The sequence below is a fragment of the Achromobacter arsenitoxydans SY8 genome (assembly GCF_000236785.1).
Taxonomy (GTDB): domain Bacteria; phylum Pseudomonadota; class Gammaproteobacteria; order Burkholderiales; family Burkholderiaceae_B; genus Achromobacter; species Achromobacter arsenitoxydans.
The window spans coordinates 22,563-45,710 of the sequence record NZ_AGUF01000048.1; the positions used below are offsets into that span (position 1 = coordinate 22,563).

General features: G+C 66.0%; 23 protein-coding genes. 8 read left to right on the top strand and 15 right to left on the bottom strand.

Going from position 1 to position 23,148, the window contains the following annotated elements:
• Window positions 1–19: 19 nt before the first annotated feature.
• The 11 genes from KYC_RS13570 to pmbA form a co-directional block, all read right to left on the bottom strand.
• Window positions 20–766 carry a DUF6776 family protein gene (locus tag KYC_RS13570; RefSeq protein WP_008163093.1) on the bottom strand — a complete coding sequence of 249 codons (747 nt, stop codon included), beginning with the start codon at window positions 764–766 and terminating at the stop codon, window positions 20–22.
• A 43-nt stretch (window positions 767–809) separates the two neighbouring features.
• Window positions 810–1,874 carry an N-acetyl-gamma-glutamyl-phosphate reductase gene (gene argC, locus KYC_RS13575; protein WP_008163096.1) on the bottom strand — a complete coding sequence of 355 codons (1,065 nt, stop codon included), beginning with the start codon at window positions 1,872–1,874 and terminating at the stop codon, window positions 810–812.
• A 197-nt stretch (window positions 1,875–2,071) separates the two neighbouring features.
• A complete protein-coding gene (rpsI, locus tag KYC_RS13580) occupies window positions 2,072–2,464 on the bottom strand; it encodes a 30S ribosomal protein S9 (RefSeq protein WP_008163098.1) in 393 nt (130 codons plus the stop codon).
• 9 nt (window positions 2,465–2,473) lie between these two features.
• Complete coding sequence (rplM, locus tag KYC_RS13585) at window positions 2,474–2,902, bottom strand: 50S ribosomal protein L13 (RefSeq protein WP_008163100.1); 429 nt, start codon at window positions 2,900–2,902, stop codon at window positions 2,474–2,476.
• Window positions 2,903–3,202: 300 nt separating this feature from the next.
• The gene (locus tag KYC_RS13590) at window positions 3,203–3,913 is read right to left on the bottom strand and encodes an ABC transporter ATP-binding protein (protein WP_008163102.1); all 711 of its coding nucleotides are present in this window, start codon (window positions 3,911–3,913) and stop codon (window positions 3,203–3,205) included.
• Window positions 3,910–4,698 (bottom strand): ABC transporter ATP-binding protein, encoded by a 789-nt coding sequence (locus KYC_RS13595; protein ID WP_008163105.1) that lies wholly within the window; start codon window positions 4,696–4,698, stop codon window positions 3,910–3,912. Before KYC_RS13595 ends, KYC_RS13590 begins: the two co-directional genes overlap by 4 nt.
• Window positions 4,691–5,566, bottom strand: a complete 876-nt coding sequence (locus KYC_RS13600; RefSeq protein ID WP_008163107.1) for a branched-chain amino acid ABC transporter permease — start codon at window positions 5,564–5,566, stop codon at window positions 4,691–4,693. Before KYC_RS13600 ends, KYC_RS13595 begins: the two co-directional genes overlap by 8 nt.
• 3 nt (window positions 5,567–5,569) lie before the next feature.
• Window positions 5,570–6,451, bottom strand: coding sequence for a branched-chain amino acid ABC transporter permease (locus KYC_RS13605; RefSeq protein WP_008163109.1), 882 nt, complete (start codon window positions 6,449–6,451; stop codon window positions 5,570–5,572).
• Window positions 6,452–6,619: 168 nt separating this feature from the next.
• The gene (locus KYC_RS13610) at window positions 6,620–7,774 is read right to left on the bottom strand and encodes an ABC transporter substrate-binding protein (RefSeq protein WP_008163112.1); all 1,155 of its coding nucleotides are present in this window, start codon (window positions 7,772–7,774) and stop codon (window positions 6,620–6,622) included.
• A gap of 254 nt (window positions 7,775–8,028) precedes the next feature.
• On the bottom strand, window positions 8,029–9,123 hold the full coding sequence (gene dctP, locus KYC_RS13615) for a TRAP transporter substrate-binding protein DctP (RefSeq protein ID WP_008163114.1): 1,095 nt from the start codon (window positions 9,121–9,123) through the stop codon (window positions 8,029–8,031).
• Window positions 9,124–9,287: 164 nt separating this feature from the next.
• A complete protein-coding gene (gene pmbA, locus KYC_RS13620) occupies window positions 9,288–10,652 on the bottom strand; it encodes a metalloprotease PmbA (protein WP_008163116.1) in 1,365 nt (454 codons plus the stop codon).
• Window positions 10,653–10,710: 58 nt separating this feature from the next.
• Here pmbA and yjgA point away from each other — a divergent pair, with 58 nt between their 5' ends.
• The 6 genes from yjgA (at window position 10,711) to KYC_RS13650 (ending at window position 15,684) form a co-directional block, all read left to right on the top strand.
• Window positions 10,711–11,262 (top strand): ribosome biogenesis factor YjgA, encoded by a 552-nt coding sequence (yjgA, locus tag KYC_RS13625; protein ID WP_008163118.1) that lies wholly within the window; start codon window positions 10,711–10,713, stop codon window positions 11,260–11,262.
• 18 nt (window positions 11,263–11,280) lie between these two features.
• Entirely contained in the window at window positions 11,281–11,958 is a 678-nt protein-coding gene (locus tag KYC_RS13630; protein ID WP_008163119.1) for an alpha/beta hydrolase, read from the top strand.
• A 364-nt stretch (window positions 11,959–12,322) separates the two neighbouring features.
• Window positions 12,323–13,327, top strand: coding sequence for an ABC transporter substrate-binding protein (locus KYC_RS13635; protein ID WP_008163121.1), 1,005 nt, complete (start codon window positions 12,323–12,325; stop codon window positions 13,325–13,327).
• The gene (locus KYC_RS13640) at window positions 13,327–14,142 is read left to right on the top strand and encodes an ABC transporter ATP-binding protein (protein ID WP_043518386.1); all 816 of its coding nucleotides are present in this window, start codon (window positions 13,327–13,329) and stop codon (window positions 14,140–14,142) included. Before KYC_RS13635 ends, KYC_RS13640 begins: the two co-directional genes overlap by 1 nt.
• 3 nt (window positions 14,143–14,145) lie before the next feature.
• The gene (locus KYC_RS13645) at window positions 14,146–14,982 is read left to right on the top strand and encodes an ABC transporter permease (protein ID WP_008163126.1); all 837 of its coding nucleotides are present in this window, start codon (window positions 14,146–14,148) and stop codon (window positions 14,980–14,982) included.
• A gap of 9 nt (window positions 14,983–14,991) precedes the next feature.
• A complete protein-coding gene (locus KYC_RS13650) occupies window positions 14,992–15,684 on the top strand; it encodes a cysteine hydrolase family protein (RefSeq protein WP_008163128.1) in 693 nt (230 codons plus the stop codon).
• Window positions 15,685–15,705: 21 nt separating this feature from the next.
• On the opposite strand, the gene KYC_RS13655 is transcribed toward KYC_RS13650, so the two are convergent.
• Complete coding sequence (locus KYC_RS13655; protein ID WP_043518375.1) at window positions 15,706–18,147, bottom strand: bifunctional acetate--CoA ligase family protein/GNAT family N-acetyltransferase; 2,442 nt, start codon at window positions 18,145–18,147, stop codon at window positions 15,706–15,708.
• Between the two features lie 134 nt (window positions 18,148–18,281).
• Here KYC_RS13655 and gltX point away from each other — a divergent pair, with 134 nt between their 5' ends.
• Window positions 18,282–19,688, top strand: a complete 1,407-nt coding sequence (gene gltX, locus KYC_RS13660) for a glutamate--tRNA ligase (protein ID WP_008163131.1) — start codon at window positions 18,282–18,284, stop codon at window positions 19,686–19,688.
• A gap of 103 nt (window positions 19,689–19,791) precedes the next feature.
• On the opposite strand, the gene KYC_RS13665 is transcribed toward gltX, so the two are convergent.
• The 3 genes from KYC_RS13665 to KYC_RS13675 all read right to left on the bottom strand — a co-directional run bounded on the left by KYC_RS13665 (window position 19,792) and on the right by KYC_RS13675 (window position 22,685).
• On the bottom strand, window positions 19,792–20,991 hold the full coding sequence (locus tag KYC_RS13665) for an MFS transporter (protein WP_008163134.1): 1,200 nt from the start codon (window positions 20,989–20,991) through the stop codon (window positions 19,792–19,794).
• Window positions 20,992–21,089: 98 nt separating this feature from the next.
• Window positions 21,090–21,596 carry a hypothetical protein gene (locus KYC_RS13670; RefSeq protein WP_008163137.1) on the bottom strand — a complete coding sequence of 169 codons (507 nt, stop codon included), beginning with the start codon at window positions 21,594–21,596 and terminating at the stop codon, window positions 21,090–21,092.
• A gap of 204 nt (window positions 21,597–21,800) precedes the next feature.
• Complete coding sequence (locus KYC_RS13675) at window positions 21,801–22,685, bottom strand: LysR family transcriptional regulator (RefSeq protein ID WP_008163139.1); 885 nt, start codon at window positions 22,683–22,685, stop codon at window positions 21,801–21,803.
• Between the two features lie 83 nt (window positions 22,686–22,768).
• On the opposite strand from KYC_RS13675, the gene KYC_RS13680 reads away from it, so the two are divergent.
• The coding region (locus tag KYC_RS13680; protein ID WP_008163143.1) for an alpha/beta hydrolase at window positions 22,769–23,148 on the top strand (380 nt) is incomplete at its 3' end.

The following is a 23,148-nucleotide window of genomic DNA, read 5'->3' on the forward strand; positions in this document are numbered from 1 at the left end:
GCTCAGGGCTTGACCAGACTCAAAGTTCAAGCTTGACACTACGCGACGCCCGGACGGTTTCGCCCTCGAGGACGCTGACAGTCACGCTTTCGGGGACAAATCCTTCGGGCACGGACAGCATGCCCTGGCTGCGCTGGTATTGATCGAATTGCAGGGCCAGGGACGCCGCGGCAAGGTTGTCGCCCGTGGCGGTGACCGGCCCGGTTTCGGCCTTGACCTGCATGGGGGCAAGGTCTACGGTGACCGTTTCGCCCTTGAGGATGCCGGTGGCCTGGAAGCGCAACGCGCCCGCAAACGGCGCGGCCCCATTGCGGCCGCTGCGCATCAGCAGCACCTTGTAGCGCAGGCCGCCGCCGGCGCGGTCGATCTGCACGCCCCGGATATCCACGGCGCCTTCCGGCCCGGGCGGCAACAGCTGTTCATAGAACGCCAGTTGGTCGCGCACTCGGCCGATTTCGGCCTGCGCGGCGTGGAGCTGGCTTTCGAGTTCCTGGCGCGCCGAACGCTCGATGACCAGTTCGCCGTCAGCGGTGTCCAGCTGGCCTTGGGTATAGCGCAACTGGGTGGCCTGCTGGCGCATGGCCTCTTCCTGCGCCTCGGCCTGCTTGGCGCTGATCACGATGGCGTCCTGCGGGCGATAGAGTTGGCGCGCATGAAAGAAGCCCGCCGCGCCGCCGACAAGTACGCCCAGCAGCAGGACGGCACACAGCCGCGCAAGACCGCCGTGGGCGGCGCGCGGCTGAGGCTGGGAGGGATCTGCGGACATGTAGAACAAGCGCCGCGGCCCGCGCACGCGGGCCGCGATGGCCTTAGGGCAGGATGGCGACCTGGTCCAGGCCGACCGTTTCCGGGACACCGAACATCAGGTTCATGTTTTGCACGGCCTGGCCGGCCGCGCCCTTCACGAGATTGTCCTGGACCACCATGATGATCAACTGGTCGCCGTTGCCCGGGCGGCTGAGCGCGATGCGCAGGTTATTCGAAGCGCGCACAGACCGGGTTTCAGGCAGGCTGCCGGCGGGCATGACATCCACGAACGGCTCATCCGCATAGCGCTGCTCGAACAGCGCCTGGAAGTCGGTATCGCGCGCTTCCGGCAGGATGCGGGCGTAGATGGTGGAGAACATGCCGCGGATCATCGGCACCAGATGGGGCACGAAGGTCAGGCCGACCTTGCCGCCCGCGATCTTTTCAAGCTGGGCGACGATTTCGGGGTGGTGGCGATGGCCTGCCACGCCGTAGGCCTTGAAGTTGTCGGAGGCTTCAGAGAACAGCGATCCGACTTCCGCCTTGCGGCCGGCGCCGGACACGCCCGACTTGCAGTCGGCAATGAGGGTTTGCGCATCGACCAGCGACTTGCCGCCTTCCAGCAGCGGGGCCAGGCCCAGCAGCACGGTGGTGGGATAGCAGCCGGGATTGCCGATCACGCGCGCCTTGGAGATGGCTTCGCGGTTCAGTTCGACCAGGCCGTACTGGGATTCGGCCAGGATGTCCGGGCAGGTATGGGGAATCTTGTACCAGCGTTCGAACGTGGGGATGTCCTGCAGGCGGAAGTCCGCGGCCAGATCAATCACGCGAGTGCCCGCGGCGATCAGTTCCTGGGCTTGCGCCATGGCGACGCCATGGGGCGTGGCGAAGAAGACGACGTCGCAATCCGTCAGCGACGCCTTTTCCGGTGCAGAGAAGGCAAGCTTCACACGGCCGCGCAGGTTGGGGTACATGTCGGCGACGGGCAGGCCGTCTTCCTTGCGGGACGTGATGGCAGTCAATTCCACGTTGGGGTGCTGCGACAGCAAGCGCAGCAGTTCGACGCCGGTGTAACCGGTGCCGCCGACGATACCAACCTTGATGCGGGTGTTCGATGCTTGGGCCATGATGTGTGCTCTTCGGAGAACGAGTACTGATTGTATCGCTCGGGAAACAGGACATTGCGCCAGCGTGCCGGAAACGGCACTGCAATATTCCTATGTCCGACCGGGTGGTGGGCGCGGAGTTCCGCGCGGGGCCGGCAACGCCGCGGCATTGCGGCCCATAAACAAAAAGCCCGCCGAAGCGGGCTTTTTGCAGGGCATTAACGCTTGCTGAACTGCTTGCGACGACGCGCCTTGCGGAAGCCGACCTTCTTACGTTCGACTTCACGGGCATCGCGCGTGACGAAGCCAGCTTGCGACAGCGAGGGCTTCAGCGTGGCGTCGTAATCAATCAGGGCACGCGTGATGCCGTGACGGATTGCGCCGGCCTGGCCGGTTTCGCCGCCGCCGTGCACGTTGACCTTGATGTCGAACGATTCCAGGTGGCCGGTCAGTTCCAGCGGCTGGCGCACGACCATACGGCCGGTTTCACGAGCGAAGAACTCGTCGACGGGCTTGCCGTTGACGACGATCTTACCCGTGCCCTTTTTGATGAAAACGCGAGCCACCGAAGTTTTGCGACGGCCGGTTCCGTAATTCCAGTTACCGATCATGGCGTTTCCTTAGATATCCAGCGTCTTGGGCTGCTGGGCGGTGTGCGGGTGCTCGGCACCGGCATAGACCTTCAGCTTCTTGATCATGGCGTAGCCCAGAGGACCCTTGGGCAGCATGCCCTTGACGGCCTTCTGAATGGCACGGCCGGGAAAACGCTCTTGCATTTTCTCGAAGTTCGTTTCACGGATACCGCCCGGGTACGTCGTGTGGCGGAAGTACTTCTTGTCCTTCGCCTTGGCGCCGGTAACAACGATATCGGACGCGTTGATGATGACGATGTAGTCACCGGTATCAACGTGAGGCGTGAATTCAGGTTTGTGCTTGCCACGCAGACGACGTGCGACTTCGCTGGCCACACGACCGAGGACTTTGCCCTTGGCGTCGATCACAAACCAGTCACGCTGGACTTCATGCGGCTTGGCCACAAAGGTCTTCATGATGGTTCCTAAGAATAAAAATTTGCTCTGGCCGGAACATCCCTGCCAGCGTTTTTTCCCAGACTAGGCCCGAACTCCAGGCGGTTCTTTCAAACAAACCCAGAATTTTCAAGCCCTTATCGACCCCCGCCTAAGCGTTATGAATCCGCCCGTGCAAAGATCAAAATGAGGGAAAGCCTGAAATTCTAACACGATTGCTCAAAAAATGGGCAAGCGGCAAGAATCCAGGCAGTTCGCACCCGCCACGCAAGGGCGGCGGTTGCGGACATTCAACCGGGGACGCATAGCGCCCCTGCCCTGTCAGGCGCCCAGGTAGGCTTCCAGGACGCGCGGATGGCCCAGCAGTTCGCGGCCGGAGCCAGTCAGCGCCATGGCGCCGTTTTCCAGCACGTAGCCGTGCTGCGCGATCTTCAACGCCTGGCGGACGTTCTGCTCCACCAGGAACAGCGTGAGGCCGTCAGCGTTGATGGCGCGCAGCGAGCGGAAGATTTCCTGCACCACGATAGGCGCCAGGCCCATCGACGGTTCGTCCAGCAGCAGCAAGCGCGGCTTGGCCATCAGGGCGCGGCCGATGGCCAGCATCTGCTGTTCGCCGCCGGACAGGTTGCCGGCCATGCCGTTGATCCGCTCTTTCAGGCGCGGGAACAGGTTGAACACGTATTCCAGATCGGAGCCGACGTTCTTGAGGCCGCGGCGGTAGGCGCCCAGTTCCAGGTTTTCCAGCACCGTCATGGTGGTGAGGATGGCCCGGCCTTCGGGCACCTGCACGATGCCGCGCGAGACGAGCTGGTTCGGCGCCAGGTTGGTGACGTCTTCGCCTTCGAAGAGGATGCGGCCGCGCGCCTTGGGCAGCAGGCCCGACAGGGCCAGCAGCGTGGTCGACTTGCCGGCGCCGTTGGCGCCGACCAGGGCGGTGATTTCTTTGGCGTTCAGGTCCAGGTCGATGCCGCGCACGGCTTCGATGTGGCCGTAGTTGACCTCGAGTCCGCGGACTTCCAGCATGGCGCTCATTGTGCGGCCTCCGCTTGTTCGGTGTCTTCGTCGTCTTCGCGGCCCAGGTAGGCCTCGATGACCTGCTCATTGTTGCGGATCTCTTCGGGACCGCCGCAAGCGATGATCTTGCCGAAGTTCAGCACCGCGATGCGTTCGCACAGGCCCATGACAAAGCGCATGTCGTGCTCGATCATCAGGATCGTGTAGCCGCGGTCGCGGATTGCCAGGATCTCGTGCATGAGTTCGGCGCGCTCGCCGGTGTTCATGCCCGCGACGGGCTCGTCCAGCAGCAGCAGCTTGGGCTCGGTGGCCAGCGCGCGCGCCAGCTCCAGGCGGCGCTGTTCGCCGTAGGACAGGTTATCGGCCAGATCATTGGCCTTATGGTCCAGGCGCATCCACGTCAGCAGCTCATGCGCGCGCTCGCGGGCGCGCTGCTCGTGTTCGCGGTAGCCGGGCAGGCCCAGCAGCAGGCTGGGGAATCCGTAGTTCATGTGGCGATACGAGCCCACCACCACGTTTTCCAGCAGCGTCATCTCTTTGAAGAGACGGATGTTCTGGAACGTACGGGCAATGCCCATGCGCGTGATGCTGTGCGGCTTCTTGCGCAGCACGCTCTCGCCCTGGAACGTGATCGAGCCGCCGCTGGGCGGCAGCAGGCCGGTGATCAGGTTGAACACCGTGGTCTTGCCGGCGCCGTTGGGGCCGATCAGACCGAAGATGGCGCCTTCGGGCACCGACAGGCTGACGTCATGCAGCACATGCAGGCCGCCAAAGCTCTTGGAGACGGAGGACAGCTCAAGCATGGCGCTTCCCTCCCTGGCGGTCTTGACGCATCCAGCGCTTGAAGCGCGCCGGATCCCAGATGCCTTGCGGCAGGAACAACACAATCACCACCAGAATCACTCCATTCGCGACCAGGCGCAGATCCGCAAATCCGCGCAGCAACTCGGGCAGCACCGTAATGATGAAGCTGCCCAGCACGGGACCGGCCAGGCCGCCGATGCCGCCCAGGATGGCCATGGTCAGGATTTCGACGCCGCGGTCGAACCCGTATTCGTTGGGGCCGATGAAGAACGTCAGGTGCGCGTTCAGGGCGCCGGCCAGGCCGGCGATCATGGCGCCCGCGACGAACGCCAGCATCTTGTTGGCGCGCACGTCGATGCCCATCAGGCCGGCCGCCGTCTCGTCGCCGCGGATGGCGTCGAAGGAGCGTCCGATCTTGGAAGCGCGCACGCGCCACAGCACGAACAGCACGATGACCACGGCCAGGAGCACGTGCCACCACTGCGTCAGTTGCGGAATGCCGTTCAAGCCCAGCGCGCCGCCCGTGATGGACTCGGTGTTCAGGATGGTCACGCGGACCACTTCGCCGAAGCCCAGCGTGGCCATCGCCAGATAGACCCCCGACAGCCGCAGGGTCGGCAGCCCGATCAGCGCCGCCACCAGGGCGGGCGCGGCCATGCCGCCGGCCAGCGCGACCGTGAAGGGCGCGTCGTAGTTCATGGTGAGCAGCGCGGCGGTGTACGCCCCGATGCCCATGAAGGCGGCGTTGGCCATGGCCAGCATGCCGCAAGCCAGCGTCAGCCAGATGGAGAGGGCCAGCAGTGCGTTGGTGCCAAGCGTCAGCACCAGGTTGCCATAGATGGCCCAGAAATTTTCGAATCCGCTCATACCTTAAGCCTTGCGTTGAACCACTTTGCCGAACAGACCTTGCGGGCGCACCAGCAGGATCAGGAACAGCAGGCCGAAAGCCACCGCGTCGCGCATGGTGGAGCCGATGTAAGCCACGGACAGCACCTCGGCGAAGCCCAGGAAGAGACCACCCAACATGGCGCCGCGGATGTCTCCCATGCCGCCCAGGATGATGACCGCGATGCCCTTGTGCAGCATCGGCTGGCCCATCAGCGGGAACAGCGCATTCGAGTACAGGCCGATCAGCACGCCGGCCACGCCGCCCAGGGCGGCCGCGGCGAACGAGGTGGTGATGAACAGCTTTTCGACGTTGATGCCCAGTAGCCAGGCGGCCTTGGGCGATTCCGCGATGGCGCGCAGCGCGCGGCCGAACTGCGTGCGGCGCATGACGTACATCAGCACGGCCATCAGCGCGAACGACAGGAAGATGATGCCCAGCTCGATGACGGTCAGGTGCAGGCCGGCGATCTCGATGACTTCCTCGGGCACGGTGCCGTGCGGGAAGCGCAGGTTGCTGGCGCCGAAGATGCCTTGGGCGCCGTTGTTCAGGATGATGCCCACGCCAATCGTGGCGATCATGGGAATCAGGTGGGGCGCGTTGCGCTTGCGCAGCGGCTTGAGCACCAGGTAGTCGATGATGACTCCGGTGAAGCCGGCAACGAAGAACGCGACCATCAGCGCGGCCCACAGGGGCAGGCTGAATTGCTCGACCACGAACAGTGCTGCGTAGGCGCCAACCATGAAGACGGCGCCATGCGCCAGGTTGATCACCCCGAGCACGCCGAAGATCAGCGTGAAGCCCAGCGCGAACAGTGCATACACACAGCCCAGCGACAAGGCATTGACGAATTGTTGTTCGAACATGATGGGACTTTCCAGATCAGAGAGGGCCACCCCGCCGTGCCCACAGCGAGGTCTGATTTGCTTCTTGGGAAGCTTTCTACTTGGTTTGGCCCTGCGACAAAAAGCGCCTTGCGGGCAGCCGGAAGGCCGTCCGCAAGGCGCATCCCCCCGCGCGGGGATGCGTACTGCTTACTTCTCGATGACGTACTTGCCGTCCTTGGTCACGCTGACGATCGGCGCCTGGTCGGCGTCGTAGCCGGCGGGCTTGCCAGCGCGGTCGTTGGCCTGGCGGAACTTGAACGGGCCGGTGGCGCCGTTCCAGGTCACGGCCGGCAGGGCGTCGCGCAGGGCAGCGCGGTCCTTGGCCAGTTCGCCGGTGATCTTGGTGTTCTTCAGCGCCTGGGCCACGATGTACATGGCGTCATACGACTGCGCTGCGAACTGGTCGGGAGCGTTGGTGAACTTGGCCTTGTAGGCGTCGATGAACTTGACGTTTTCCGCCGCCTTGTTTTCGATCGACCACGGGCTGCCGATCCACAGATTGTTCGATGCGCCGCCGGGGGCCAGGTCGAAAATCTTGACCGAGTTCATGCCGTTGCCGCCGATGACGGGCACGTTCAGACCCAGTTGGCGGGCCTGGACCATGATCGGGCCGCCTTCGGCCAGCAGTGCGGACAGCACGATGGCGTCGGGGTTGGTGCCCTTGATCTTGGTCAGCTGGGCCTTGAAGTCCACGTCGCCCTTGGCGAACGTTTCGGTCGTGGTGACCGGGATCTTCTGGTCTTCCAGGGCCTTCTTGAAGTTGTCGTAGCCGCTCTTGGTGAAGACGTCGTCGTTGCCGTAGAGCACCGCGACGTTCTTCAGGCCGGTCTTGGCCTTGACGGTGGCGATGGTGGCCGGCAGCACGTCGGCTTCAGTGACCGAATTGCGGAACACGTAGTTGCCGATGGACGTGATGCCGTCGGCGGTGTTGGAGGTGCCGAAGGCGACCGTCTTGGCGGCCTGGGCGACCGGGTCGGCGGCCTGGGCCGAGTTCGACAGCGTCGGACCGAAGACCATCAGGACGTTGTCCTTGAAGATCAGCTTCTTGAAGACGTTGATGGCCTCTTCTTTCTTGCCTTGCTCGTCCTCGATCACCAGGACGATCTTGTTGCCGTTGATGCCGCCCGCGGCATTGATTTCGTCGGCCGCCAGCTGGAAGCCGTTGCGGATCGACACGCCGTACTGGGCGGCGCCGCCGGACAGGGCTTCCGCCACGCCCAGCTTGATGTCGGCTGCGTGGGCAGCCGGGACGACGCCGGCGGCGATCAGCGCGGCCAGCAGCTTCTTGGTCTTCGATTGCATGGTTCTACCACCTTAAAGTCTGTCTCGGAATATTGGTAATCCGGGCTGTTGTAATCCTGCCGGATTGACGTCGGATGCCGCGTAAAGGCGGCACGATTGCGCGTCAAGACCCGGGATATTACTCCTTTGTATCAGGCCGAAACTCGAATGCCGTTCAACAAAAGCCTCAAAACCGCCCATTTTTTTGTAAAAAACGTGTGGTTACTAGCAAAAACCCTACATCCCGCCGAATGCCATTCGGCAACGGCGCCTCCTTAACTCCTGCCCGACAGCGCCACGCCCAGGTACTGGCCGTAAGCGCTTTCGGTCAGGCGAAACCATGGCATCTCGCTGTCGCGAAAGCCCATGTAACTATCGTGCATCGCCTTGAATTTGGGGTCTTTGGCGCCCAAATCCTTGTAGACCTGCTGCGTGGCCTCGAATGCGAGGTCCATGATCGAACGCGGAAATGTGCGCACTTGCGCGCCGTTCGCTGTCAATTGGGCGAGCGCCTGCGGATTCTGGGCGTCGTAGCGGGCCGTAGCGGCGGCATGGGCGGCCTGCGCGGCTGCCTGCACCAGGGCCTGGTAGTTCTTGGGCAGCGCGTTCCAGGCCTCTTCGTTGATATAGAGCGACAACTGCTCGCCGCCAGCCCACCAGCCCGGTGCGTAGTAATACTTAGCTACCTTATTCAGGCCCAGCTTGGCGTCTTCATAGGCGCCCGCCCCCGCCACTGCCTGCAGCCCGTCTTTTTCGAAGGCCTCGGCCAGCTTGGCCAGATCCGCCTGCTGCGGCGCCACGCCCAGCTTGGCCAGCACGTCGCCAGCCAGGCCGTCCACCCGCATCTTCAGGTCTTTCAGGTCGCCGATGCGCTTGATTTCCTTGGTGTACCAGCCGCCCATCTGGGCGCCGGTGTTGCCCAGCGGGAAGTTGATGATCTTTTCCGGCTTGAAGAGCTCGCGGGTCAGCCGCAGGCCTTCGCCTTCGCTCATCCAGGCATTCATCTGGCGCGCGTTCAGGCCGAAGGGCGCCACCGCGTCGAAGCAGAACGCCGGATTCTTTGGGTAGTAGAGGCGAGAGGACACGTGACCGCATTCCACCTTCTTGGTGGACACGGCTTCCAGCAGGTCCTGGGCGGCGACGATCTCGCCGTCGGGGAAGTGCCGGATGTTGAATTTTCCGCCCGTGGATTCCGAGACGAACTTGCAGAAGTTTTCGGCAGCGCCAACCCGCAGGTCCAGGGTGCTGGAAAACCCGGAAGAAAGGCGCCAGCTCAGCGACGGCATGTCCTGCGCAAACGCGGGCGCGCTGACCGCGGCTCCCGCAACGGCGCCCAGGCCGGCGCGCTTCAAGAATGAACGTCGTTGCATCTCTTGGCTCCTTTACAGCAACACCCCGGACTTCGAGCAATACCCGCCGGATATTACACGGAGCAGGCTGCTGAAATGGCTAGAGGAATTCCCGAGCAGGTAAGGGATTGCAAGGACGCGGCGGGAATCTCCGGCGGCGCCTGGCGGGCCGCCGGAGCGCAGGATCAAGTCCCGGCGATGGCCATCTGCTCGATCAGGATCGAGCCGGTGGTCTTGGTGCCGCGCGAGATGACATCGGCGCCGACGGCGACGATCTGCTGGAACATGTCGGCCAGGTTGCCGGCAATGGTGATTTCCTGCACAGCGTGCTGGATCTTGCCGTTTTCCACCCAATAGCCGAACGCGCCCCGGGAGTAGTCGCCAGTGACGTAGTTGACGCCCTGCCCGATCAGCTCGGTGACCAGAAATCCCGTGCCCATTTTCTTCAACATGGCTTCGAAGTCATCGCCCCGCTTGGTCAGCGTGGAGCTGAACACCAGGTTGTGCGAACCGCCGGCGTTGCCGGTGGTGGCCATGCCCAGCTTGCGGGCGGTATACGAGGACAGGAAATAGCCTTCCAGGACGCCGTCCGACACCACATTGCGGCGGCGCGTGCGCACGCCTTCGTCGTCGAAGGGCGAACTGCCCATGGCGCCGCGGATGTGCGGGTCTTCGGTCAGGTTGATGTGCTTGGGGAAGATGGGCTTGCCCAGCGAGTCCACCAGGAAGCTGGCCTTGCGGTACAGCGCGCCGCCGTTGACGGCCTGGGTCAGGGCGCCGACCAGCCCCAGCGCCAGCGGCGCCTCGAACAGAACGGGGAACTTGCCGGTGCGGATGCGGCGCGCCGACAGGCGGGACAGCGTGCGCTCGGCGGCGTAGCGGCCGATGGCCTCGGGCGAAGCCAGCTTGGCCGGATCGCGCTCCGAGCTGTACCAGTAGTCGCGCTGCATGCCGTTGCCGCGGCCCGCGATGGGCGCCACGGACAGGCTGTGGCGCGAATACGGATAGCCGCCCAGGAAGCCCCGCGTGTTGCCCATCACGAACTGGCCTTCGTAGGTGCCTACGCTGGCGCCGTCGGTATTGGTGATGCGCGGGTCGACGTCGCGGGCGGCGCGTTCGGCGCGCAGCGCCAGCTCGGCAGCCTCTTCGGTGGACACGCCCCAGGCGTGGTGCAGGTCCAGGTCGGGAAATTCGGTGGCCAGCTGGTCGGCGTCGGGCAATCCGGCCGCCGGGTCGGCGGCGGTGTGGCGGGCGATGTGCCAGGCGGCTTCGACCGTCTGGCGCAGCGCCGCCTCGGAGAAGTCGGACGTCGAGGCGGAGCCGCGGCTCTGGCCCGCATAGACCGTCAGGTCCAGCGAACGGTCGCGCGTCTGCTCTACGGTTTCGATGTCGTTCTTGCGTACCGAGACCGACAGGCCCAGGCTTTCCGAGACTTCCGCGGCGGCGTCGGAAGCGCCGATCTGGCGGGCGTAGGCCAGGGTTTGCTCGACGAGTTCGGAAAAACGCGCGTGATTCGCCGCCAGCGGCAAGGAAGATGAGGTTTTAACCATTGCAGTCCAATTTGCAGAGACGGTTATCATAGCCAAGTCTGTCATTGCGCAGTTTTCCATGAATTCCCATCCTGAAGAAGAATCCGTCGACGACGGTTACGACGAGAACGGCTACGACCGTCCCAGCAAGTCCCAGGTCAAGCGCGAAATGCATGCCCTGCTGGACCTGGGCAAGCAATTGATTGCGCTGTCCCCCGATCGTCTCAAGCAGTTGCCGCTCGAAGAGCGCCTGTACGAGGCCATCCGCATGGCGCAGCGCACCACCGGCCGCGAAGGCCTGCGCCGCCAGGTCCATTTCGTGGGCAAGCTGATGCGCGACGCGCCCGCCGACGACATCCGCAAGCAGCTCGACATCTGGGAAAACGGGTCGCGCGAGGAAACCGCCGCCATGCACCGGCTGGAAGCGCTGCGCGACCGCCTGCTGGACGACGACGACGCCCTCACCCGCCTGCTGAACAACAATCCGCAGGCCGACGTGCAGCAACTGCGCACGCTGATTCGCGCCGCCCGCAAGGAAAAGCTCTCCAACGCCGCGCTGCTGCAAGGCCAGGAACCGCAAAAGAAGCATTACCGCGCGCTGTTCCAGGCCCTGAAAACCCTCACCCTCTGATATTTCCGCCACCGGCCCATGAACGCACCGTCCGACCTGCTCGATTGCATCGAGATCGAAACCGCCCCCAATCCCACCCACGCCGTGATCTGGCTGCATGGCCTGGGCGCCGACGGCAACGATTTCGCGCCGATCGTGCCGGAACTGCGGCTTCCGGCCGGCCGCGGGGTGCGCTTCGTGTTCCCGAACGCGCCCGTGCAGCGCGTGACGATCAACAACGGCATGGCGATGCGTTCCTGGTACGACATCCTGGTGATGGACCTGGTGCGCGTTGAAGACGGCCGCGGCATCCGCGCCTCGGAAGCGGCCATCCACAAGCTGATCGCGCGCGAGAACGCCCGCGGCATCCCGACGTCGAACATCGTGCTGGCGGGCTTTTCGCAAGGCAGCGCGATGACGCTGCACACGGGCCTGCGCCTGCCGGAAAAGCTGGCGGGGATGATGGCCCTGTCGGGCTACCTGCCGCTGCTGGACACGGCGCAGGCCGAGCGCAATCACGCCAACGACGCCACGCCGATCTTCATGGCCCATGGCCAATATGATCCGGTCGTCTCGCTGGCCCGCGCCGAAGCGTCCCTGGCCGAACTCAAGCGCCTGGGCTACGACGTGCGCTGGCGCACGTACCCGATGCCGCATTCGGTCTGCGCCGAAGAAGTGGCGGACATCTCTGCGTTCCTGAACGAAGTCCTGGTGTGACGGGGCCTGCGGCCTAGGGACGATGGCGGGCTGCGCGCAAGGCGCGGTCCGTGTTCCTGGCCGATGGGCGCGAAGCCATTCCGCGCCTACGATGGACAAGGCCAGCTACCGGCCTAAAAATCCATTTTGTATACCAACTGGTATTCCAGCCTAGAATTTTCTGGCGTTCGGCTACGCTCGTCCATAGAGAAAAACGCCAATCCTAAAATGCTTGTCGCCTGTTTGTCTTGAATATAGTATTCGATCCAAGCCTTACCGGCCCGGGCCTCATCGTTCGGGCTTCCCTGTTGTTGTAGTCGATCCATTCCATTGGCCGTGTTGCGCCGGACATCGGCGCGACATTCAAGACGCAGGAGAAAGTCCCGTGAAGACCTTGCCATTGCCCCGCCTGGCAGGCGCGGCGCTGCTCGCGCTGATCGCCCCCCTGGCCGCCCAGGCCGAAGCCCTGAATCCCCCCGTGAAGATCCGCTACGAAGAAGTGGTGCGATCCATTCTCTACGTACCCAAGTATGTTGCGCTGTCGCAGGGCTACTTCAAGGACGCCGGCCTGGACGTGTCCATGAAGACCTCGCAGGGCACCGACAAGGGCATGACGGCCCTGCTGTCGGGCAGCGCCGACATCGTGCTGATCGGGCCCGAGGCCTCCATCTACGTGCAGAACAGCGAATCGCCGGTCAAACCGAAGATCTTCGCCGGGCTGACGGCCACCGACGGCTTCTTCCTGCTGTCGCGCAAGCCGATCGAGAAATTCGACTGGTCGATGCTCAAGGGCAAGGAAGTCATCGGCTTTCGCCCCGGATCCAACCCCATCGTCTTTCTGGAAACGGCGCTGCGCAAGCACGGGCTGGACCCGCAGAAGGACGTGAAGCTGCTGAACAACATCGGCATTCCGGCGCGCGCCGGGGCGTGGATGGCGGGCCAGGGCGAATACGGCATCTTCCTGGAGCCCGAAGCCGGCGAACTGGTGCGCAACGGCAAGGGGCACATCGTCGCCTCGGTGGGACATGAAGTGGGCCAGGTCGACTACACCGTCTTCACCGCCACGGATAAATACATCCGCGACAACCCCAAGGTCATCCAGGCCTGGACCGACGTGGTGGCGCGCGCCGAAAAATACGTGAAGGACACGCCCGCCGCCACGCTGGCCCCGCAGATCATGACCTTCTTCCCCGGCATGGACCAGGCGGCCGTGGCCGAAGCGATCGACCGCTACAAGCAATATCAAATCTGGAAGACGTCCCCGCTGGTGACGCCGCAGGCCATGAACCAGCTGCAGGACATGCTCATCGCCAGCGCGGTCATGAAGGACAGCGCCCGCGTGAAGTACGAGGACGTGGTCGTCGCCGATTTCGCCAAGAAGGCCCAATGATGGGAGCCGCCATCCACAACCTCAAGCCGGCGCCGGCCACGGCGAAGATCGAGCTGCGCGAAGTCTGCCTGTCGTACTTCACGCCAGACGGCGAGACCGAGGCCCTGTCGAACGTATCTTTCTCGCTGGCGCCCGGCGAATTCGTCAGCCTGATCGGCCAGAGCGGCTGTGGCAAGAGCACGCTGCTGTCGCTGATCGCCGGGCTGATCCCGCCCACGTCGGGTTCGGTGCTGGTCGACGGGCACGCGGTGACCAAACCGAATGCGCGCATCGGCTACATGCTGCAGCAGGACTACCTGTTCGAATGGCGCACCATCCTGGACAACGTCATGCTGGGCGCGGAGATCCAGGGCCGGCGCGATGCGCGCAGTGAAGCGCGCGCCGTGCACCTGCTTGAAAAATGCGGCCTGGGCGCCTTCCTTTCGCACACGCCGCGCCAGCTTTCCGGCGGCATGCGCCAGCGGGCGGCCCTGGCGCGCACGCTGGTGACCGAGCCCGACGTGATCCTGCTGGATGAACCGTTCTCGGCGCTGGATTCGCAGACCCGGCTGGCGATCTCCGACGAAGTGGTGGACATCCTGCGCCGCGAAGGCAAGACGGTGGTGCTGGTGACGCACGACATCGGCGAGGCCATCGCCATGACGGACCGCGTGATCGTGCTGTCGCGCCGGCCGGGACGGCTCAAGAGCCAGTACCGCATCAATTACGGCGACGGCCAGGTGCGGCCCACGCCCTTCCAGGCGCGCTCGCGCCCGGAATTCAATACGTACTTCAAACAGCTCTGGGACGAGCTGGACGTCCATGTGGAGGGCTGAGCCATGAACGCGCCGATCGCCAACACCGTTCCTCTGCGCGCCGTGCGCGCGCCCAGCGAGAAGTACCTGGACTACCTGCGCCGCGACCGCGCGCGCCGCCGCAACATCCGCGTGGCGCAGGCGCTGCTGCTGGCCGTGTTCCTGTGCGCCTGGGAAATCCTGCCGCGCATGCACATCCTCAACCCGCTCTTGACCAGCTATCCCAGCGCGCTGTGGCCCACGTTCATCGAACTGTGGAACAACGGCAACCTGGGCAAGCACATCATGACGACCCTGTCCGCGACGCTGGTCGGCTTTGCGCTGAGCATGCTGATCGGCATCGTGGTCGCGGCGGCGCTGTGGTGGTCCGACTTCCTGTACAAAGTGCTGGACCCGTTCCTGGTGGTGGCGAACGCCATGCCCAAGATCGCCTTCGTGCCGATCTTCTACCTGTGGCTGGGCTCGGACTACGCGGTGTACGGCATGGCCGTGGCCATCGCAGTGTTCGTGACCATCATGGTGGTTTACGCGGGCTTTCGCGGCATCGACCTGAACAAGGTGAAGCTGGCGCATACCTTCGGCGCGAGCCGCTGGCAGGTGCTGACCAAGGTGGTGCTGCCCGGCAGCGTCCCCACGCTGATCGCGGCCGTGAAGATGAACATCGGCCTGGCGCTGGTGGGTGTCATCGTGGGCGAATTCCAGTCGGCGGACTCGGGCCTGGGCTTCCTGATCATGAACGGCAGCCAGGTGTTCAAGCTGAACATCGTCATGACCGCCATCGCAATGCTGGCGCTGATTTCCAGCGTCATGTACCTGATCGTCTACCGCATCGAAGCCGCCGTCGCGCGGCGCTACGGCTAAGGAGGCAGCATGGAATTCCCGCAATGGGTGCAGGACCGCGTCATAGCCCGCCAGGGTTGCCTGCACCCCTATGACGAACTTCCCGCCGCCCGCACCGCGGTGGTCGTGATCGACATGCAGCAGTACTTCACGCTGCCAGGCTACCAAGGCGAATGCGCCCCGGCGCGCGAGATCATCGCCCCCATCAACCGCCTGTGCGGCGCCGTGCGCGATGCCGGCGGGGTCGTCGTCTGGGTGCAGACGGCGTCCGACAACGCGGACGTGTTCTGGTCGCACCATCACGGCGTCATGCTGACGCCGGAGCGCAGCGCCCGGCGCCTGGAGACGCTGCGGCGCGATGCTCCGGGATTCGAGCTGCATCCTGACCTGCGCGCGCGGTCGACCGACCTGCACGTGGTCAAGCGCTACTACAGCGCGATGGCTCCCGGCTCGTCCGAACTGGAGCCGCTGCTGCGCGGGCTGGGCGTGGACACGCTGCTGATCGCCGGCACGGTCACCAACGTGTGCTGCGAATCCACGGCGCGCGATGCGATGATGCGCGATTTCCGGACCATCATGGTGGACGACGCGCTGGCCGCGGTGACGCCGGCCGAGCACGAAAATGCCCTGCACGGCTGGATGCTGTTCTTCGGCGACGTGCTGTCGGTGGACGAAGCCGCCGCACGGCTCAAGCCTGCCCAGGCGCCCCGCAAGACGGCCTGAACCCGCCTGCCGCCGCGGGCGTCAGGACAGGTTCAGCCAGACCCGGCGCATGGTCGGGTCTTCGGGGTCCGCGTCGTTGGTGAAGCCCAGGCTGGTCATCAGCGACAGCATGGGCCGGTTCGTCGACAGCACCAGTCCGTCGATGTATTCCAGGCCCTGCTCGCGCGCGGCGTCGATCAGCGCGGTCATGAGCTGGCGTCCCAGCCCGCGCCGCTGCCAGTCATCGCCGATCACCAGCGCGTATTCGGCGCCGCGGCCGTCGGGGTTGCGCAGGTAGTGGGCAAAGCCCACCAGCACTTCCCGCGGATGGCCGCGATTGGCGGGGTTGGGCACCTGGGTGGCCGCCACCAGCGCCAGTTCGCGGTGGTAGTCCACCTGCGTGTAGCGGGACACCATGCGCGGGGTAAGTTCCCGCATCATCGACACGAAGCGCATGTAGCGGGACCGTTCCGAGAGGCCCCGAATGAACTCTTGCAGGGCTTCCCCGTCCTCGGGGCGGATGGGGCGCAGCACCCACGGGATGCCGTCCGCGAAACGGCGCACCTGCACCAGCCGCGCCGGATACGGGTGGATCGCCATGTGCGGATAGCCCGCCGTCTGGGGCGATTCGCAGCCGGGCTGCTCGGTCAGCGTCATGCGCAGGCCGCCCGCGCGCAGATGGGTTTCGCCCGCGTAGAGGGGGTCGATATCCAGGGATTCGATGTCGGGCAGTTCCGACACCAGCTCGGACACCAGCACCAGCGCCTGCTGCAGGGCCTCGGCCGCCATATGGCCGACGCGCGGCGCCAGCACCCGGCGCCATAGCCGGCTGCGTTCGATCAGCTGGCGCGCCAGGTAGCCGTTGAGCGGCGGCAGGTCCATGCCCCGGTCCGCCAGCGACAGCACGGCGTCCGGACCGCCCGCGCCAAAGCGGATGACGGGACCGAACTGCGGATCGCGCCGCACGCGGATCGCCATGGGGCGGGATTCGGACTCGATGCGAGGCGCATCCGCCGGCAGGTCGCGGACCGGCACATAGAACAAGGCCAGCAGGACCCGGATTTCGGAAGTGTTCAGTTCGCGCCGGCAATCGGCGCGCACGCGCGCCAGGATCTCGCGGGCAGCCGCCAGGTCCGGCACGTGGCTGGCGGGCTCGGGCGGCTGCGTCTGCAGCAGCAATTGCTGGTTGTAGTGATGCGAGGCCAGCACGCCGAAGGCGTCCGCGGCCGATTCCGGCGTGCGGAAGGCCGACGTGCCCGCGTCGTCCAGCATGCGCCGCAGCGGCCGCATGCCGGCGTCGCCCATGAAACAGGTCACCACGGGCTTCTTGGCGGAAGGCGCGATCTGCGCCAGTTCGCGCGCCACGGCCGGCATGTCGGCCAGCGCGTCGGGCGCCAGCAGCACCAGCACGCCGTCCACGCCCGCGTCGTCCAGCACCGCGTCCAGGATGGCGCGGATGCGGTCGGGCGTCATGGGCAAATAGGTGATGACCGGATTGGCGGTGGCGGCGTCGGGTTCGAGCATGTCTGCGAGCGCGCGCCGCGTGGCGGGCGCCAGGTCCGCGCGCAGAACGGCGGCGTCCGGGCCGATCAGGTCCATGGCCAGTTGCGGGGGCCCGCTGCCGTTGGAGATCAGCGCCACGCGCCGGCCCTTGGGACGCCGCGTGTACCCCAGCACCTTCACCGCCGAGAACAGCTGCACGAAGTAGCGCACGCGGACGGCCCCGGCCCGGCGCAGCGCCGCGTCGAAGATGGCGTCGGCGCCGTCGGCATCGGAACGGCCGGCCTTGAGCACGATGACGGGCTTGATGCTGGCAGCGGCCCGCAACGTGCTCATGAATTCCCGGGCAGGCCCGACGTCTTCGAGGTACAGCACGATGCTGTCGGTGCGGGGGTCGCTGGCCAGGTAGTCCAGCAGTTTGGGCAGGCCCACCACCGCCTCGTCGCCCAGCGACACCGCAGTGGAAAAGCCGATGTGCACATCTTCGGCCCAGTCCATGACGGCGGCCATGATGGAGCGGGACTGCGCCACCAGCGCCACGCGGCCGGATCGGGCCAGCACCGGGTGCTGGCTGAAGTTCAGGCCGGCATGGGGCCGCTGCGCGCCGAAGGACCGCGGCCCCAGCAATTCGCAGCGGTTTTCCTCGGCCCAGGCCCGGCACAGCGCCAGCGTGCCGCGCGGATAGGGATCAGGCAGTTCGTGGGGCAGGAGTATCACCGCGCGCGGCGACAGCGGCGACAGGCGGCGCAGCGTTTCCGGCAGGACGGCGGGCGACACGCAAACCAGGGCCAGATCGGGGCGCTCGCCGGCCGCGAGTCCCTGCAGGGTGGCGGGAAGCTCGGGCGCGGCGCCGGTTTCGGCGGCGACGATCGTGGTTTTCGCCTTCAGGGCGGGCGACAGAGACGTGGCCGCAGGCAGCGGCCGGTCGGCCACGATCACCAGCGATCCGGGTTCGAACATGGGCGCAAGAGCGTGTCGCAGCATAGGAGGGGCGGGCCAGGGCCTGTTCACACTAATCTAAAATACCGTTCATCGTATCAAGACAAGCCCGCTGTCCGCTTGATGAGGACACTGCCCGACGCCGATTTGTGGCGCCGCAGCCGCTAACATAGCCACCTATGACTTCCAACGCCTCCAAACCCATTCGTACCCGTTTCGCGCCTTCGCCCACGGGGTTCCTGCATCTGGGCGGCGCGCGCACCGCGCTGTTCTCCTGGGCCTTCGCGCGCCATCATCAGGGCACGTTCGTGCTGCGCATCGAAGACACGGACGTCGAGCGCTCCACGCCGGAAGCGGTCCAGGCCATCCTGGACAGCATGGACTGGCTGGGCATGCAGCCCGACGAAGGCCCGTTCTATCAAATGCAGCGCATGGACCGCTACCGCGAGGTCGTGGCGCAGATGCTGGCCGCCGGCACCGCCTACCACTGCTACAGCTCGCCCGAGGAAGTCGAAGCCATGCGCGAGGCCGCCCGCGCCCGCGGCGACAAACCGCGCTATGACGGCACCTGGCGCCCCGAGCCCGGCAAAACGCTGCCGGCTATCCCCGAAGGCCGCAAGCCCGTCGTGCGTTTCAAGAACCCGCAAGACGGCGCCACGTCCTGGAACGACATGGTCAAGGGCACGATCAGCTTCGACAACACCGAACTCGACGACCTGATCATCGCGCGTCCCGACGGCACGCCCACCTACAACTTCTGCGTCGTGGTCGACGACTGGGACATGGGCATCACCCACGTCCTGCGCGGCGATGACCACGTCAACAACACGCCCCGCCAGATCAACATCCTGCGCGCGCTCGGCGCCGACCTGCCCGAATACGGCCACGTGCCGATGATCCTGGGCCCGGACGGCGAAAAGCTGTCCAAGCGCCACGGCGCCGTCAATGTCATGGAGTACGACAACGAGGGCTACCTGCCCGAGGCCATGATCAACTACCTGGCGCGCCTGGGCTGGAGCCACGGCGACGACGAACTCTTCACCCGCGAACAGCTGGTGTCCTGGTTCGACACCAAGCACCTGTCCAAGTCGGCCTCGCAGTGGGATCCCAAGAAGCTGAACTGGGTCAACGCCCACTACATCAAGCAGATGGACAACGCGGAACTGGCCGAGCGCGTGGCGACGCGCGTGGCAACGCGCGGCGGCCATCCCGAGAAAATCGACCTGCCGGGCGTCATGGGCCTCCTGAAGGACCGCGCCGAAACGCTGGAGCAACTGGCGGACGGCGCGATGCTCTTCTGCGCCGAATTCAAGGCGGCCCCGGCTGAACTGGCCGAACAGCATCTGACCGCGCCCGCGCGCGAAGCGCTGGCGGACTTCGCGCAGCGCGCCCAGGACGCCGACTGGACCCGCGAGTCCCTGTCCGCCCTGATCAAGGCCGTGCTGGCCGACCGCGGCCTGAAGATGCCGCAACTGGCCATCCCGCTGCGCGTGGCGGTCACGGGCCAGACCCAGACGCCGGCCGTCGATGCGGTGCTGGCGTTGCTGGGCAAGGACACGGTGCTCAAGCGCCTGGCCGCCATCTAAACCCAGACACCAAGACAAGGGCCCTGTTCATCTTCGGATGAACAGGGCCCTTGGTATTTTCAGGCCAGCATCCTGCCGCCCCGCCGTGCCGCAGACTTGGGGGTCACCCCTGCTGGATCGCCGCCCTCGCCTTCAGCGCCCGGGCAAAGAACGCGCCCAGCAGCGGCAGCAGCACCGCGGACCCGCCGAACAGCGCCGCCGGCCCGATCTCGTCCACCACAGCGCCCGCCAGCGCCACGCCGGCCGCCTGTCCCATGAAGAGGCAGGACGCGAACCACGCCACCGCCGTGCCGCGCGCCGACGGCACCATCTGCGTCGCGTTGGTCTGCAGCGTCGCATGCAGCAGGTAGTAGCCAAAACCAGCCAGCACGCTGGCCAGCAGGCTCCACATCCAGACCGGCCCCAGCAGGTACGACAGGAACGCCACGCCCAGCACCAGGCCGCCGGCGACAGCCAGGCCGCGCTCGCCAAGCCGCTTGAGGATGCGTCCGGCCACGACCGTGTAGATCAGCCCGCCCACCGCGTAGACCGCCACCAGCGCGCCCGCGGCGGTCAGGGAAATATCGAAGCGCTCATGCAGGTACGAAGGCGCGAACGCCAGGGCGCCGAACACCAGCAGGCCCTCGATGAACACCGTCGCCAACACCACGCGGGCCCATGGCGCCCCCAGCACCAGGCGCGCCTGGGCGACAAAGCCCTGCCTGACCGCGTTCGGGTCCACCTGCGCAAAGCCGGCCGCGCGCTGGCGCCGCACTTCCAGGTGCAGCAGCACGCCCACGACGAGATAACCCGCCACCAGCGCGGCGAACGCCCAGCGCCAGCCCACGGTGTCCGCGAACAGTCCGCCGGCGAGCTGGCCCGCGGACATGCCCAGAATCGTGCCGGTCAGGAAGCGCGCCAGCGTCGCCTGCCGCCGTTCGTACGGAACGTTGTCGCCGATCCAGGCCATGGACAGCGGCACGATACCGGCGCCCGCGGCGCCCGACAGGGCGCGGCAGAACACCAGCATGTCCAGCGAACCGGCCATTACCGCCCCCGCGCTGCCCAGCGCGCACCCCACCGTGGCCACGCTGACGACGCGGTACTTGCCGTAGCGGTCGCCCACGGGTCCGAAGAACATCTGCAGGACGCCGTACGCCACGGCGAACGCCGTCACGGCGCGCGCGGCCTGGCCGGTCGTGGTGCCGAACTCCGCCGCCAGTTGCGGCAGCATGGGATCACAGATACGGAAAGCGCTGGCGCTGACGAAAGCGGCCAATGCAAGCAGCGCGATTGCGCGTGCTTCGGAAGACATGGCGGGCATGGGAAACCGGCGGCGGGGCGAAAGTCGAAGCCCGCACCTTACCGCAGCCCGGCCATCTTGGTGAAACCGCCGGACGAAGTGTCCGCCCGGCGCAACGGTCAGTAAGCCAGCCGGTAGCCCGCGGGCATGCGGCGCGCCGTCAGGAGGATGCCGCCACTCTTCAACTCGCGCATCGCCAGCTTGGACTGCTCGACCTTTTCGATGCGATAGCGGTTCAGGTAGATCGGATCATTGGCGTCCACCGGCTCGCCGGCCGACTTGGTGGTGCGCATGGTGTAGATCCCGTCCGCCACGCTCCAGCAGCCGGTTTCGCGCAGGGCGGGACGCGTCTTGCGGCCGATCTTGAGCAGGGATTCGTAGGACATCGTGCCGTCGGCCGACAGGACGATCAGCGATTGCATGTCGCCGCTGACGTCGCGCGGACGCGAATTCGACAGCCACGTGCCGATCATCGGGTCGCCTGCCTTGGCGGGCTGGCACGCCACCGGCTTGGGCGGCTCCGCGGGCTGGGCCTCGGTGATGGCGGCGGGCTTCCTGGCGGCGCAGCCGGCCAGGATCAGGATGGTGCAGGCGATGCCTGCCGAACGCAAAAACACACTGCTCATGACTTCCTCAAGTCGCCTGCCGACGCGTCGCCCCGATCACCCCGGCGCGCCCCTGGCGCGGCAGACACCACGCACTCTAAAGAGCGGCCTGGGAAGAATCAACGACGATCCGCGCCATGTGCAATTGCGCAACAGTGTTGCCGCGAACGCGCCCGGCATCCGGCCGGAAACCGCAAAAATGCGTTGGATTCAAGCGACACTGCGCTACCTGCGACGCGCCTTCGCGCGCAGCATTTCCTCCATGCGCGCGGCGGCCGGCGACAGGCTGCGTCCCGCCAGCCGGGTGATGCCCAGTTCGCGCTCGATGCGCGGCCGCGACAGGGGTACGAACGCCAGTCCCGGCGAATCCGGCGGCACGCCCAGGCGGGCCAGCACCGTGACGCCGACGCCGCGCTCCAACATGGCCAGGAGCGACATCATGTTGGACACGAACACCTGGCGGTCCAGCATGAAGGCTGCTTGCGGATAGCCCGCCAGTTGGCGATGCGCCATGGTCCCGACCAGGGGCAGGCCGGCGATCTCGCGCCAGGTCACCGACTTGCGGCCGGCCAGCGGATGGCCGCGATGGCAGACCAGCCCGAAGGCGTCGCGCAGCAGCGGTTCGAAGGACAGCCGGCGGTCGCGCGACACCGGACTGCACACGCCCAGTTCCACCTCGCCCGCCAGCACCATGCGTTCGACGCCTTCGGAGTTGTCGTCGAACAGGCGCAGCGCCACGGCCGGATAGCGCTCGCGGTAGGCCGCCACCAGTTCGGGCAGCCAATGCGTGGCCGCGGACGCGACCGACGCCATCGTCAGGCTGCCGGCGCCGCTGGTGGCCAGCCCCGACAGCGCCCCCGCGACGCGGTCGTGGTGTTCCACCAGTTCGCGCGCCAGCGGCAGGCAGTCCTGCCCGAAGCGCGTCAGCGTGCCGCGGTTGCCCGGTTCGAACAGGGGTTGCCCCAGCCGCTGCTCCATTTCCCGGATGGACAGGGACAGCGCGGGCTGCGAACGGAACGCCCGGGCGGCCGCCGCGCGGAAGCTGCCCAGTTCGGCCACCAGCAGGAAGTGCCGGTAGTGGGAGATGGAAAGGTCGGGAAGCGGGCGCATGAGTCAGAAATTTGGAAAACTTATCAAACCATATGAAAAATAAAGTTTTCTCATCATAGGGCGGCTTTTAAGATGGCCGCAATATGAGCACAGCCCAGACACTCCCCTCCCCCATCACCGATCCGCTGGATTTCGGCGCGGCCGACCGGCTGCCCGTCCGCGATGCGGGCCGCGGCCGCCTGCTGATCGGCGCGGACCCGCTGGACGACAGGCCCGGCCTGCTGTTTGTGCCGGGCGCCTATCACGGCGCCTGGAGCTACGCGCACTATCTCGGCTACTTTGCGCAGGCCGGCCTGGCCTGCGCGGCGCTGGACATGCGCGGCCATGGCGCGTTGCCGCAGGACGCCGCGTTCGCCCGCGTCACCATCGTCGACCTGGGACAGGACGTCGTCAGCGCGCTGGACGCGCTGGACCGCCCCACCGTCGTCGTGGGCCACAGCATGGGCGCCTTGCCGGCGCTGCT